We start from the raw sequence: 12,617 nt of genomic DNA, 5'->3' as shown, positions 1-12,617 counted from the left end.
ATTACACGCGGCGCTTCTTCGGCGGACGGCACCCGTTGTGCGGGATTGGCGTCACGTCGGTGATGCTGGCGATCTTGTAGCCACAGCCGTTCAAAGCGCGGACTGCGGATTCACGACCTGGACCTGGACCCTTGACGTTGACGTCGAGGTTTTTCAGGCCGTACTCCAGCGCAGCTTGACCAGCACGCTCAGCAGCTACTTGAGCAGCGAACGGCGTGGACTTGCGGGAACCGCGGAAACCCGAACCACCGGAGGTAGCCCAGGAAAGAGCGTTACCTTGACGGTCGGTAATGGTCACGATGGTGTTGTTAAAAGAAGCATGGATGTGGGCGATGCCATCAACCACTGTCTTTTTAACTTTTTTACGAGGACGAGCAGCAGGTTTTGCCATGATTAAATTCCTGTCGATTCGCTGGGGCGATTACTTGCGGATCGGCTTACGCGGACCTTTACGGGTACGCGCGTTGGTCTTGGTACGCTGACCGCGTACTGGCAGACCACGACGATGACGCAGACCGCGATAGCAACCGAGGTCCATCAAGCGCTTGATTTTCATGTTGATTTCGCGACGCAGGTCACCTTCAGTGGTGAACTTCGCCACTTCGCCACGCAGCTGTTCAATCTGCTCGTCGCTCAGATCTTTGATCTTTGCCGCTGGGTTGACCCCAGTCACTGCACAAATTTTCTGTGCAGTAGTGCGACCAACACCATAGATGTAGGTCAGCGAGATAACAGTATGCTTGTTATCTGGAATGTTGACGCCTGCAATACGGGCCATTCAGTGGGACTCCAATTGACAGCTACCTACGCCCCGGAAGCCAAGAAATAGGGCGCGAGATAATATCGCTGTAATAACAAATAATCAACCCGGCAGCGCACTAGCTGCCGGGCTTAAAGCACAATCACACTCAGCCTTGGCGCTGTTTGTGACGCGGTTCCGCGCTGCAAATTACCCGAACAACACCTTCGCGGCGAATAATCTTGCAGTTGCGGCACAGCTTTTTCACCGATGCACGAACTTTCATCACCAACTCCTCGAACCTTATGGACGCTACTCAGCGCAACATGCCGCTGCCGTAGCCCTTCAGGTTGGCTTTCTTCATCAGGGATTCGTACTGGTGCGAAACGAGGTGCGATTGTACTTGGGACATGAAGTCCATCACAACCACGACCACGATCAGCAACGAGGTCCCGCCAAGGTAGAACGGTACGTTTGCCGCAACCACCAGGAACTGGGGCAACAGACAGACGGCCGTCATGTAAAGAGCACCGAACATGGTCAAGCGAGTCAGAACGCCATCAATGTAGCGCGCAGACTGCTCACCTGGACGGATGCCCGGAATAAAGGCACCGGACTTCTTCAGGTTTTCCGCTACGTCTTTCGGATTGAACATCAACGCCGTATAGAAGAAGCAGAAGAAAATAATCCCTGCACTAAACAGCAGAATATTCAACGGCTGACCAGGAGCGATCGACTGCGAGATGTCCTGCAACCAGCCCATACCTTCAGACTGGCCGAACCAGGCACCCAACGAAGCCGGGAACAGCAGGATGCTGCTCGCGAAAATAGCCGGAATGACGCCGGCCATGTTCACCTTCAACGGCAAGTGGCTGGTCTGCGCAGCAAACACCTTGCGGCCCTGCTGACGCTTGGCGTAGTGAACGGCAATACGCCGCTGACCACGCTCGATGAACACCACGAAACCGATAATCGCTACTGCCAGCAGACCGATGGCAACCAGGGCGAAAATGTTGATATCACCCTGACGCGCAGACTCGAAAGACTGCCCGATCGCTCTCGGAAGACCGGCGACGATACCTGCGAAGATCAACATCGAGATACCGTTGCCAACACCACGCTCAGTAATCTGCTCACCCAGCCACATCATGAACATCGCGCCCGCCACAAACGTGGTTACCGCAACGAAATGAAAGCTGAAGTCAGCAGTGAACGAAACGCCCTGCCCCGCCAGGCCAATGGACATGCCAATGGCCTGAACGAGAGCGAGGACGACAGTGCCGTAGCGGGTGTACTGGCTGATCTTGCGACGGCCAGCTTCACCTTCCTTCTTCAACTGCTCCAGCTGCGGGCTGACGGCGCTCATCAGCTGCATGATGATCGATGCCGAAATGTACGGCATGATCCCCAGTGCAAAGATGCTCATCCGCTCCAGCGCGCCGCCGGAAAACATGTTGAACAAGCTAAGAATGGTCCCCTCATTCTGTCGAAACAGGTCCGCGAGTCGGTCCGGGTTGATACCTGGAACCGGGATGTGTGCGCCTATTCGGTAGACGATAATCGCCAGGAACAGAAAACGCAGACGAGCCCAGAGTTCAGACATACCGCCTTTGCCGAGCGCAGAGAGAGCACCTTGCTTAGCCATTTATTCCTCGAACTTGCCGCCAGCTGCTTCGATAGCCGCACGCGCACCTTTGGTGGCGCCGATTCCCTTTCCGATGGTGACAGCACGAGCAACTTCGCCCGACAGCATGATTTTCACACGCTGTACGTTCTGGTTGATCACGTTGGCATCCTTCAGGGACTGCACGGTGACGATGTCGCCGTCCACTTTGGCCAGCTCGGACAGACGCACTTCTGCGCGGTCCATGGCTTTCAGGGAAACGAAACCGAACTTCGGCAGGCGACGATGCAGCGGCTGTTGACCGCCTTCAAAGCCTGGAGCAATGGTGCCACCGGAGCGGGAGGTCTGACCTTTGTGGCCACGGCCACCGGTCTTGCCCAAACCACTACCGATACCACGGCCCGGACGATGCTTTTCGCGACGGGAACCCGGCGCTGGACTCAGATCATTGAGTTTCATCGATTAACCCTCGACACGCAGCATGTAGTAAGCCTTGTTGATCATCCCGCGATTCTCGGGAGTATCCTGGACTTCTACAGTGTGACCGATGCGACGCAGACCCAGACCCTTAACGCACAGTTTGTGGTTAGGGATGCGGCCGGTCATGCTTTTGATCAGCGTTACTTTTACGGTAGCCATGATCAGAAGATCTCCTTGACGCTTTTGCCACGCTTGGCGGCAATGGATTCAGGAGACTGCATTGCTTTCAAACCCTTGAAAGTGGCGTGAACCACGTTTACCGGGTTAGTCGAGCCGTAGCACTTGGCCAGAACGTTCTGAACGCCAGCAACTTCGAGGACAGCACGCATAGCGCCGCCAGCGATGATACCGGTACCTTCAGAAGCAGGCTGCATGTACACCTTCGAAGCGCCATGGGCGGACTTCATTGCGTACTGCAGAGTGGTGCCGTTCAGATCAACCTGGATCATGTTGCGGCGAGCAGCTTCCATGGCCTTCTGGATCGCAGCAGGCACTTCACGCGACTTGCCACGGCCGAAGCCAACACGGCCCTTACCATCACCCACTACGGTCAACGCAGTGAAAGTGAAGATACGGCCGCCTTTAACGGTTTTGGCTACGCGGTTAACTTGAACCAGCTTCTCGATGTAGCCTTCGTCGCGCTTTTGGTCGTTATTTGACATAACTTAGAACTCCAGCCCAGCTTCACGAGCAGCATCAGCCAGCGCCTTGACGCGGCCGTGGTACTTGAAGCCAGAGCGGTCGAAAGCCACCTGCGAGACGCCAGCGGCTTTAGCACGCGTAGCGACCAGCTGGCCAACCTTAGTGGCCGCGTCGATGTTGCCAGTGGCGCCATCACGCAGTTCTTTATCCAAAGTCGAGGCACTTGCCAGGACTTTGTTGCCGTCGGCCGAAATGACCTGGGCGTAGATGTGCTGCGACGAGCGGAACACGCAGAGACGCACGACTTCGAGTTCGTGCATTTTCAGGCGTGCTTTGCGAGCGCGACGCAGTCGAGTAACTTTTTTGTCGGTCATTTGCTATGCCCTACTTCTTCTTGGCTTCTTTACGACGGACGACTTCGTCCGCGTAGCGCACACCTTTGCCTTTGTACGGCTCTGGTGGACGGAAGTCGCGGATCTCGGCGGCCACTTGACCTACCAGCTGCTTGTCGATGCCCTTGATCAGGATATCGGTCTGGCTAGGAGTCTCAGCGGTGATGCCTTCCGGCAGTTCATAATCCACTGGGTGCGAGAAGCCAAGAGCCAGGTTCAGCACTGTGCCTTTTGCTTGCGCCTTGTAACCAACACCGACCAGCTGGAGCTTGCGCTCGAAGCCTTGGCTTACGCCTTGGACCATGTTGTTTACCAACGCACGAGTGGTACCAGCCATTGCGCGAGTCTGTTGATCGCCATTGCGAGCAGCGAAACGCAGCTCACCAGCTTCTTCAACGATCTCAACGGACGAATGGATGTTCAGTTGCAGAGTGCCCTTGGCACCCTTCACCGAAAGCTGTTGGCCTGCGAATTTGACTTCGACACCGGCTGGCAGCTTAACGGGGTTCTTAGCGACGCGTGACATGCTTATCCCCCCTTAGAACACAGTGCAAAGAACTTCGCCGCCGACACCGGCAGCGCGCGCAGCACGATCCGTCATCACACCTTTGTTGGTGGAGACGATAGACACGCCCAGGCCGCCACGAACTTTTGGCAGATCCTCGACGGACTTGTACTGACGCAGGCCAGGACGGCTAACGCGCTTCACTTCCTCGATGACCGGACGGCCTTCGAAGTACTTCAGCTCGATGGACAGCAGAGGCTTGATTTCGCTGCTGATCTGATAACCCGCAATGTAACCTTCGTCCTTCAGGACTTTGGCAACAGCTACCTTCAACGTAGAAGATGGCATGCTTACGACGGACTTTTCAGCCATCTGGGCATTACGGATACGAGTTAGCATGTCCGCTAACGGGTCCTGCATACTCATGGGCTAGACGCTCCTAATACACAAAAAATTAGCCTTTCGGCTAGTACGTGTCGCCGAGCGCATCCGCGCAATAAAAACACGGGCTCAGGCGAGCCGGGTATTCTAGACACACCCCACAAATGAATCAAGCCCCAATAGGGGCTTGATTCAAGTTCAAGGTCACCGACGGTCAGGATCTTGCGACCCCGAACGCCGAGACTTTGACAGTGCTTACCAGCTGGCTTTAACCAGACCTGGAACGTCACCACGCATTGCAGCTTGACGCAGCATGTTACGACCGAGGCCGAACTTGCGGTACACGCCGTGCGGACGACCAGTCAGGCGGCAGCGGTTACGCATGCGCGAGGCGCTTGCGTCACGTGGCTGCTTCTGCAGGGCTACGGTAGCTTCCCAACGCGCTTCTGGACTTGCGTTCAGATCAACGATGATAGCTTTCAGCGCTGCACGCTTGGTGGCGTACTTGGCAACGGTGAGCTGACGCTTCAGCTCACGGTTCTTCATGCTCTTCTTGGCCATTTTCCTACTCCAATCAGTTGCGGAACGGGAATTTGAAAGCGCGCAGCAGTGCGCGACCTTCGTCATCCGTCCGAGCAGTGGTGGTCAGGGTAATGTCCAGACCGCGGAGAGCGTCGATCTTGTCGTAATCGATTTCCGGGAAAATGATCTGCTCTTTAACGCCCATGCTGTAGTTGCCACGACCATCGAAGGACTTGGCATTCAGGCCGCGGAAGTCGCGAACCCGAGGCAGGGAGATCGACAGCAGACGATCCAGGAACTCGTACATACGCTCACGGCGCAGGGTCACTTTGACGCCGATCGGCCAACCTTCACGGACTTTAAAGCCAGCGATGGATTTCCGAGCGTAAGTCACGACGACTTTCTGACCGGTGATCTTTTCCAGGTCAGCAACAGCGTGCTCGATGACTTTTTTGTCGCCGATCGCTTCGCCCAGACCCATGTTCAGGGTGATTTTGGTAACGCGCGGAACTTCCATCACGTTCGAAAGCTTAAGTTCTTCCTTAAGTTTCGGTGCGATTTCCTTCCGGTAAATCTCTTTTAGTCGTGCCATGGTCTTCTACCTAGCAGTGTTCAAGCATCAACCGCTTTTTGGGTCGACTTGAAGACACGAATTTTCTTACCGTCTTCTACTTTGAAACCAACGCGGTCAGCCTTGTTGGTTTCGCCGTTGAAGATGGCGACGTTGGAAGCGTGCAGTGGCGCTTCTTTCTCGACGATACCGCCCTGTACGCCCGACATCGGGTTAGGCTTGGTATGACGCTTGACCAGGTTCAGACCACCAACAACCAGACGGTTGTCAGCAAGAACCTTCAGCACCTTACCGCGCTTACCTTTGTCTTTGCCGGCGATCACGATGATCTCGTCGTCACGACGAATCTTTTGCATGTCGGATCTCCTTACAGCACTTCTGGGGCGAGCGAGACGATCTTCATGAACTTCTCAGTACGAAGTTCACGGGTCACTGGCCCAAAGATACGGGTGCCGATCGGCTCTTGCTTGTTGTTCAACAGAACAGCAGCGTTGCCATCAAAGCGGATGATGGAGCCGTCAGCACGACGAACGCCATGGCGAGTGCGGACTACGACAGCAGTCATCACTTGGCCTTTTTTCACCTTACCGCGAGGAATTGCTTCCTTGACGGTAACCTTGATGATGTCACCGATACCAGCGTAACGACGATGGGAGCCACCCAGCACCTTGATGCACATAACACGGCGAGCGCCGCTGTTATCGGCCACATCGAGCATGGATTGAGTCTGAATCATATAATTTCTCCGACCCCTAGCCCTTAGACTTCCACAGCGCGTTCGAGAACATCAACCAGCGCCCAAGACTTGGTCTTGGCCATCGGACGAGTTTCACGAATAGTGACTTTGTCGCCGATGTGGCACTGATTGGTTTCGTCGTGCGCGTGCAGCTTAGTCGAACGCTTAACGTATTTACCGTAGATCGGGTGCTTAACGCGACGCTCGATCAGAACGGTGATGGTTTTGTCCATCTTGTCGCTGACAACACGGCCAGTCAGCGTACGGACAGTTTTTTCGGCTTCAGCCATGATTACTTACCTGCCTGCTGGTTGAGCACAGTTTTCACGCGAGCGATATCACGCTTAACTTGCGAGAGCAGATGAGACTGCCCCAACTGGCCAGTTGCTTTCTGCATACGCAGATTGAACTGGTCGCGCAGCAGGCCGAGCAGTTGCTCGTTCAGCTGCTGTGCTGATTTTTCACGAAGTTCATTCGCTTTCATCACATCACCGTCCGTTTAACAAAGGCGGTGGCGAGCGGCAGCTTTGCAGCAGCCAGGGCAAAAGCCTCACGCGCCAGCTCTTCAGTTACACCCTCGATTTCATACAGGACTTTGCCTGGCTGAATCTGGGCAACCCAGTATTCGACGTTACCCTTACCTTTACCCATCCGAACTTCGAGTGGCTTCTTGGAAATAGGCTTGTCCGGGAATACACGGATCCAGATCTTGCCACCACGTTTTACGTGACGGGTCAGAGCACGACGCGCTGACTCGATCTGACGAGCGGTGAGACGACCACGAGCAACAGACTTCAGCGCGAACTCGCCGAAGCTGACTTTGCTACCGCGCAATGCCAGGCCACGGTTGTGACCGGTCATTTGCTTGCGGAACTTCGTACGCTTTGGTTGCAACATTTGGCGTACCCCTTACTTAGCAGCTTTTTTACGAGGCGCTGGTGCTTGTGGCTTCAGTTCTTCTTGGCGACCACCAATTACTTCGCCTTTGAAGATCCAAACCTTTACACCGATCACACCGTAGGTGGTGTGAGCTTCGTAGTTGGCATAGTCGATGTCGGCACGCAGGGTGTGCAGTGGCACACGACCTTCGCGATACCATTCAGTACGTGCGATTTCAGCACCGCCGAGACGACCGCTCACTTGGATTTTGATGCCTTTGGCACCAATGCGCATGGCGTTCTGTACAGCGCGCTTCATAGCGCGACGGAACATTACGCGACGCTCCAGCTGCTGAGCTACGCTCTGCGCAACCAGCATACCGTCGAGCTCCGGCTTGCGGATCTCTTCGATATTGATGTGCACAGGCACACCCATTTGCTTGGTCAGGTCCTGACGCAGTTTCTCAACATCTTCACCTTTCTTCCCGATAACGATACCTGGACGAGCGGTGTGGATGGTGATACGTGCAGTCTGCGCCGGACGATGGATATCGATACGGCTTACGGACGCGCTTTTTAGTTTGTCTTGGAGATACTCACGCACCTTCAGATCAGCGAACAAGTAGTCCGCATAAGTCCGACCGTCTGCGTACCAGACGGAGGTGTGCTCCTTGACGATTCCCAGGCGAATGCCAATGGGATGTACTTTCTGACCCATCTCTTCGACTCCGTTACTTGTCAGCAACCTTGACAGTGATATGGCAAGACCGCTTGACGATGCGATCAGCACGGCCTTTGGCACGTGGCATGATGCGCTTCAGCGAACGCCCTTCGTTGACGAAAACGGTGCTGACCTTCAGGTCATCAACGTCTGCGCCTTCGTTATGCTCGGCGTTGGCTACGGCCGACTCCAGCACTTTCTTCATGATCTCGGCGGCTTTCTTACTGCTGAAAGCCAACAGGTTGAGCGCTTCGCCCACCTTCTTCCCGCGGATCTGGTCGGCGACCAAGCGGGCTTTCTGGGCGGAGATTCGAGCGCCCGACAACTTAGCGGCTACTTCCATTTCCTTACCCCTTAACGCTTGGCTTTCTTGTCAGCCACGTGCCCACGGTATGTGCGGGTACCGGCGAACTCGCCCAGTTTGTGGCCGACCATGTCTTCGTTCACGAGAACTGGGACGTGTTGGCGACCGTTGTGTACTGCGATGGTCAGACCGACCATTTGTGGCAGGATCATCGAACGACGCGACCAGGTCTTAACTGGTTTGCGATCGTTCTTTTCCGCCGCCACTTCGATCTTCTTCAGTAGGTGAAGATCAATAAAAGGACCTTTTTTCAGAGAACGTGGCACTGTCGTATCCCTCTATTTACTTGCGACGACGGACGATCATTTTGTCGGTACGCTTATTACCACGAGTCTTCGCGCCCTTAGTCGGGAAGCCCCATGGCGATACCGGATGACGACCACCAGAGGTACGACCTTCACCACCACCATGTGGGTGGTCAACCGGGTTCATGGCAACACCACGAACGGTTGGGCGAACGCCACGCCAGCGCTTGGCACCAGCTTTACCCAACGAACGCAGGCTGTGCTCGGAGTTCGAGACTTCGCCCAGGGTCGCACGGCATTCAGCCAGTACTTTACGCATCTCACCAGAACGCAGACGCAGGGTCACGTAGACACCTTCACGAGCGATCAGCTGAGCCGAAGCACCAGCGGAACGAGCGATCTGTGCGCCTTTACCTGGCTTCAATTCGATGCCGTGTACGGTGCTACCAACTGGAATGTTACGCAGTTGCAGAGCGTTGCCCGGCTTGATCGGTGCCAGGGCACCTGCGATCAGCTGGTCGCCAGCACTCACGCCTTTAGGGGCGATGATGTAGCGACGCTCGCCATCTGCGTACAGCAGCAGAGCGATGTGAGCAGTACGGTTTGGATCGTATTCGATACGCTCGACGGTGGCAGCGATGCCATCCTTGTCGTTGCGACGGAAGTCGACCAGACGATAATGCTGCTTATGACCACCACCGATGTGACGAGTGGTAATACGGCCATTGTTGTTACGACCACCAGACTTCGATTTTTTCTCGAGCAGCGGTGCGTGAGGAGCGCCTTTATGCAGCTCCTGGTTGACCACCTTGACCACAAAACGGCGGCCAGGGGAAGTCGGTTTGCATTTAACGATTGCCATGATGCACCCCTTCCTTACTCAGCACTGCTGCTGAAATCGAGATCTTGGCCTGGCTGAAGGGAGATAACTGCCTTCTTCCAGTCATTACGCTTGCCCAGACCGCGAGCAGTGCGCTTGCTTTTACCCAGAACGTTCAGGGTAGTCACGCGCTCTACTTTCACGCTGAACAGGCTTTCGACGGCCTTCTTGATTTCCAGCTTGGTTGCGTCGGTAGCAACCTTGAAAACGAACTGGCCTTTCTTGTCTGCCAGAACCGTAGCCTTCTCGGAAACGTGCGGGCCAAGCAGAACTTTAAATACGCGTTCCTGGTTCATCCCAGCAGCTCCTCGAATTTCTTCACGGCCGACACGGTGATCAACACCTTGTCGTATGCGATCAGACTGACCGGATCGGAACCCTGCACGTCACGAACGTCGACGTGTGGCAGGTTGCGAGCAGCCAGGTACAGGTTCTGATCAACAGCGTCAGACACGATCAGGACGTCAGTCAGGCCCATGCCGTTCAGCTTGTTCAGCAGATCTTTGGTTTTCGGTGCTTCAACAGCGAAGTCCTGAACCACGACCAGACGATCAGTACGCACCAGCTCAGCAAGGATGGAACGCATTGCTGCGCGATACATCTTCTTGTTCAGCTTCTGGGAGTGATCCTGAGGACGAGCTGCGAAAGTGGTACCGCCGCCACGCCAGATTGGGCTACGGATAGTACCGGCACGAGCACGGCCAGTACCTTTCTGACGCCATGGGCGCTTGCCGCCACCGGAAACGTCGGAACGGGTCTTTTGCTGCTTGCTACCTTGACGGCCGCCGGCCATGTAGGCCACGACTGCTTGGTGAACCAGCGTCTCGTTGAATTCGCCGCCAAATGTCAGTTCGGAAACTTCGATCGCTTGAGCGTCATTTACATTTAATTGCATGTCAGCTTCCCCTTAACCGCGAGCCTTGGCTGCTGGACGTACAACCAAGTTGCCGCCAGTAGCGCCAGGAACAGCGCCCTTGACCAACAACAGATTGCGTTCAGCGTCCACGCGCACTACTTCGAGGGACTGCACGGTCACGCGCTCAGCGCCCATATGACCGGACATTTTTTTGCCCTTGAATACACGACCAGGAGTCTGGCACTGGCCGATAGAGCCTGGAACGCGGTGGGATACGGAGTTACCGTGGGTGTTATCTTGCCCGCGGAAGTTCCAACGCTTGATCGTACCCTGGAAGCCTTTACCCTTGGACTGACCGGTTACATCAACCAGTTGGCCAGCGGCGAAGATTTCAGCGTTGATCAGATCGCCGGCCTGGTACTCGCCTTCTTCAAGGCGGAATTCCATTACGGTACGACCAGCGGCAACGTTCGCCTTGGCGAAGTGGCCAGCCTGAGCTGCTGTTACACGCGAAGCACGACGCTCGCCGACAGTGACTTGCACTGCACGATAGCCATCGGTCTCTTCAGTTTTGAACTGGGTGACGCGATTCGGCTCGATCTCAATGACCGTGACCGGAATGGAGACACCTTCTTCGGTGAAAATACGGGTCATACCGCATTTACGACCGACTACACCAATAGTCATGTTGTAAACCTCATGAGTGTACGGGGCTTTCACCCGCTATGGCCGCCCATTTCAGAGCGTTACACGACTAAGACCGAGTCTTAGCCGAGGCTGATCTGCACTTCCACACCGGCCGCAAGATCGAGCTTCATAAGAGCATCAACGGTTTTATCCGTTGGCTGGACGATGTCCAGAACGCGCTTATGAGTACGGATCTCGTACTGGTCACGCGCGTCTTTGTTGACGTGCGGGGAGACCAGAACGGTGAACCGCTCTTTACGGGTAGGCAGTGGAATTGGACCACGCACTTGAGCACCAGTACGTTTCGCGGTTTCCACGATTTCCTGGGTGGATTGGTCGATCAGGCGATGGTCAAAAGCCTTCAACCTGATACGGATTTGCTGATTTTGCATTGGATTTCAGACTCCGGCTGCTATTCCCACCGGGCGCAATACGCCCGTTAAAAGGAGGCGCAATTCTATAGACGCCCCTGGTAGGTGTCAACCCAATAAAAAAGCCCCCGCTAAGCGGGGGCTTTTCAACTCATCAAGCCGACTCTAAAAGAGACTTACTCGATGACTTTGGCTACGACGCCGGCGCCGACGGTACGACCGCCTTCACGGATAGCGAAACGCAGGCCGTCTTCCATCGCGATGGTCTTGATCAGGGTAACAGTCATCTGAATGTTGTCACCTGGCATTACCATTTCAACGCCTTCTGGCAGCTCGCAGTTACCAGTCACGTCAGTTGTACGGAAGTAGAACTGTGGACGGTAGCCTTTGAAGAACGGAGTGTGACGGCCGCCTTCTTCCTTGCTCAGAACGTAAACTTCCGCAGTGAACTTGGTGTGCGGCTTGACGGTGCCTGGCTTGACCAGAACCTGGCCACGCTCAACGTCGTCACGCTTGGTGCCGCGCAGCAGTACGCCGCAGTTCTCGCCAGCACGACCTTCGTCGAGCAGCTTGCGGAACATTTCAACGCCGGTGCAGGTAGTTTTCTGAGTGTCGCGCAAACCGACGATCTCAACTTCTTCCTGGATACGGACGATGCCACGCTCAACACGACCAGTCACAACAGTACCGCGACCGGAGATCGAGAATACGTCTTCGATTGGCATCAGGAACGGCTTATCGATAGCACGCTCTGGCTCTGGGATGTAGCTATCCAGAGTTTCCACCAGCTTCTTGACGGCAGTGGTGCCCATTTCGTTGTCGTCTTGGCCGTTCAGAGCCATCAGAGCCGAACCGATGATGATTGGAGTGTCATCACCTGGGAAGTCGTAAGTGCTCAGCAGGTCGCGCACTTCCATCTCAACCAGTTCCAGCAGCTCAGCGTCGTCAACCATGTCAGCCTTGTTCAGGAAGACAACGATGTACGGAACGCCTACCTGACGGGACAGCAGGATGTGCTCACGG

26 protein-coding genes are annotated in these 12,617 nt (G+C 55.3%); all 26 read right to left on the bottom strand.

All coding sequences use genetic code 11. The features are described 5' to 3' along the window. Position 1: 1 nt before the first annotated feature. Positions 2–391 (bottom strand): 30S ribosomal protein S11, encoded by a 390-nt coding sequence (gene rpsK, locus BLU85_RS25495; RefSeq protein WP_002555466.1) that lies wholly within the window; start codon positions 389–391, stop codon positions 2–4. Positions 392–421: 30 nt separating this feature from the next. Further along, positions 422–778, bottom strand: a complete 357-nt coding sequence (rpsM, locus tag BLU85_RS25490; RefSeq protein ID WP_003186020.1) for a 30S ribosomal protein S13 — start codon at positions 776–778, stop codon at positions 422–424. Positions 779–908: 130 nt separating this feature from the next. Continuing rightward, on the bottom strand, positions 909–1,025 hold the full coding sequence (gene rpmJ, locus BLU85_RS25485; RefSeq protein ID WP_002555468.1) for a 50S ribosomal protein L36: 117 nt from the start codon (positions 1,023–1,025) through the stop codon (positions 909–911). A 30-nt stretch (positions 1,026–1,055) separates the two neighbouring features. After that, positions 1,056–2,384 (bottom strand): preprotein translocase subunit SecY, encoded by a 1,329-nt coding sequence (secY, locus tag BLU85_RS25480; protein ID WP_003186029.1) that lies wholly within the window; start codon positions 2,382–2,384, stop codon positions 1,056–1,058. Then, a complete protein-coding gene (rplO, locus tag BLU85_RS25475; RefSeq protein WP_003186032.1) occupies positions 2,385–2,822 on the bottom strand; it encodes a 50S ribosomal protein L15 in 438 nt (145 codons plus the stop codon). A 3-nt stretch (positions 2,823–2,825) separates the two neighbouring features. Then, positions 2,826–3,002, bottom strand: coding sequence for a 50S ribosomal protein L30 (rpmD, locus tag BLU85_RS25470; RefSeq protein WP_003176408.1), 177 nt, complete (start codon positions 3,000–3,002; stop codon positions 2,826–2,828). A gap of 2 nt (positions 3,003–3,004) precedes the next feature. After that, on the bottom strand, positions 3,005–3,505 hold the full coding sequence (rpsE, locus tag BLU85_RS25465; protein ID WP_003186035.1) for a 30S ribosomal protein S5: 501 nt from the start codon (positions 3,503–3,505) through the stop codon (positions 3,005–3,007). A 3-nt stretch (positions 3,506–3,508) separates the two neighbouring features. Next, complete coding sequence (rplR, locus tag BLU85_RS25460) at positions 3,509–3,859, bottom strand: 50S ribosomal protein L18 (protein WP_003186037.1); 351 nt, start codon at positions 3,857–3,859, stop codon at positions 3,509–3,511. Positions 3,860–3,869: 10 nt separating this feature from the next. Then, positions 3,870–4,403, bottom strand: a complete 534-nt coding sequence (gene rplF / locus BLU85_RS25455; RefSeq protein ID WP_003186039.1) for a 50S ribosomal protein L6 — start codon at positions 4,401–4,403, stop codon at positions 3,870–3,872. Between the two features lie 12 nt (positions 4,404–4,415). Continuing rightward, a complete protein-coding gene (gene rpsH / locus BLU85_RS25450; protein WP_017848802.1) occupies positions 4,416–4,808 on the bottom strand; it encodes a 30S ribosomal protein S8 in 393 nt (130 codons plus the stop codon). 210 nt (positions 4,809–5,018) lie between these two features. Next, positions 5,019–5,324 carry a 30S ribosomal protein S14 gene (gene rpsN, locus BLU85_RS25445; protein ID WP_003186042.1) on the bottom strand — a complete coding sequence of 102 codons (306 nt, stop codon included), beginning with the start codon at positions 5,322–5,324 and terminating at the stop codon, positions 5,019–5,021. 13 nt (positions 5,325–5,337) lie between these two features. Continuing rightward, positions 5,338–5,877 (bottom strand): 50S ribosomal protein L5, encoded by a 540-nt coding sequence (gene rplE, locus BLU85_RS25440; RefSeq protein WP_003186044.1) that lies wholly within the window; start codon positions 5,875–5,877, stop codon positions 5,338–5,340. A 20-nt stretch (positions 5,878–5,897) separates the two neighbouring features. Next, positions 5,898–6,212 (bottom strand): 50S ribosomal protein L24, encoded by a 315-nt coding sequence (rplX, locus tag BLU85_RS25435; RefSeq protein ID WP_003186046.1) that lies wholly within the window; start codon positions 6,210–6,212, stop codon positions 5,898–5,900. 11 nt (positions 6,213–6,223) lie between these two features. Continuing rightward, positions 6,224–6,592: a 50S ribosomal protein L14 gene (gene rplN / locus BLU85_RS25430; RefSeq protein WP_002555479.1), complete on the bottom strand. Its 369-nt coding sequence runs from the start codon at positions 6,590–6,592 to the stop codon at positions 6,224–6,226. Between the two features lie 23 nt (positions 6,593–6,615). Continuing rightward, positions 6,616–6,882, bottom strand: coding sequence for a 30S ribosomal protein S17 (rpsQ, locus tag BLU85_RS25425; RefSeq protein ID WP_003194644.1), 267 nt, complete (start codon positions 6,880–6,882; stop codon positions 6,616–6,618). Positions 6,883–6,884: 2 nt separating this feature from the next. Next, entirely contained in the window at positions 6,885–7,076 is a 192-nt protein-coding gene (rpmC, locus tag BLU85_RS25420) for a 50S ribosomal protein L29 (RefSeq protein WP_002555481.1), read from the bottom strand. Beyond that, positions 7,076–7,489, bottom strand: coding sequence for a 50S ribosomal protein L16 (gene rplP / locus BLU85_RS25415; protein WP_025215754.1), 414 nt, complete (start codon positions 7,487–7,489; stop codon positions 7,076–7,078). Before rplP ends, rpmC begins: the two co-directional genes overlap by 1 nt. A gap of 12 nt (positions 7,490–7,501) precedes the next feature. Further along, positions 7,502–8,188 (bottom strand): 30S ribosomal protein S3, encoded by a 687-nt coding sequence (gene rpsC / locus BLU85_RS25410; RefSeq protein ID WP_003176422.1) that lies wholly within the window; start codon positions 8,186–8,188, stop codon positions 7,502–7,504. A 13-nt stretch (positions 8,189–8,201) separates the two neighbouring features. After that, positions 8,202–8,534: a 50S ribosomal protein L22 gene (gene rplV, locus BLU85_RS25405; protein ID WP_003103908.1), complete on the bottom strand. Its 333-nt coding sequence runs from the start codon at positions 8,532–8,534 to the stop codon at positions 8,202–8,204. Between the two features lie 11 nt (positions 8,535–8,545). Next, positions 8,546–8,821, bottom strand: a complete 276-nt coding sequence (gene rpsS, locus BLU85_RS25400; RefSeq protein ID WP_002555486.1) for a 30S ribosomal protein S19 — start codon at positions 8,819–8,821, stop codon at positions 8,546–8,548. Positions 8,822–8,837: 16 nt separating this feature from the next. Further along, positions 8,838–9,662, bottom strand: coding sequence for a 50S ribosomal protein L2 (gene rplB, locus BLU85_RS25395; RefSeq protein ID WP_003186055.1), 825 nt, complete (start codon positions 9,660–9,662; stop codon positions 8,838–8,840). A gap of 14 nt (positions 9,663–9,676) precedes the next feature. Further along, positions 9,677–9,976 carry a 50S ribosomal protein L23 gene (gene rplW, locus BLU85_RS25390; protein WP_002555488.1) on the bottom strand — a complete coding sequence of 100 codons (300 nt, stop codon included), beginning with the start codon at positions 9,974–9,976 and terminating at the stop codon, positions 9,677–9,679. Then, on the bottom strand, positions 9,973–10,575 hold the full coding sequence (gene rplD / locus BLU85_RS25385) for a 50S ribosomal protein L4 (RefSeq protein WP_003186057.1): 603 nt from the start codon (positions 10,573–10,575) through the stop codon (positions 9,973–9,975). Before rplD ends, rplW begins: the two co-directional genes overlap by 4 nt. A 12-nt stretch (positions 10,576–10,587) precedes the next feature. Beyond that, positions 10,588–11,223: a 50S ribosomal protein L3 gene (gene rplC / locus BLU85_RS25380; protein ID WP_003186059.1), complete on the bottom strand. Its 636-nt coding sequence runs from the start codon at positions 11,221–11,223 to the stop codon at positions 10,588–10,590. An 80-nt stretch (positions 11,224–11,303) separates the two neighbouring features. Then, the gene (rpsJ, locus tag BLU85_RS25375; protein WP_003186070.1) at positions 11,304–11,615 is read right to left on the bottom strand and encodes a 30S ribosomal protein S10; all 312 of its coding nucleotides are present in this window, start codon (positions 11,613–11,615) and stop codon (positions 11,304–11,306) included. A gap of 155 nt (positions 11,616–11,770) precedes the next feature. Continuing rightward, a partial coding sequence (locus BLU85_RS25370) for an elongation factor Tu (RefSeq protein ID WP_092290061.1) occupies positions 11,771–12,617 on the bottom strand: 847 nt, incomplete at its 5' end.

The sequence above is a fragment of the Pseudomonas sp. NFACC14 genome (assembly GCF_900106885.1).
In the GTDB taxonomy this organism is placed as follows: domain Bacteria; phylum Pseudomonadota; class Gammaproteobacteria; order Pseudomonadales; family Pseudomonadaceae; genus Aquipseudomonas; species Aquipseudomonas fluorescens_AA.
This window is presented reverse-complemented; position numbering and strand designations above follow the sequence as displayed.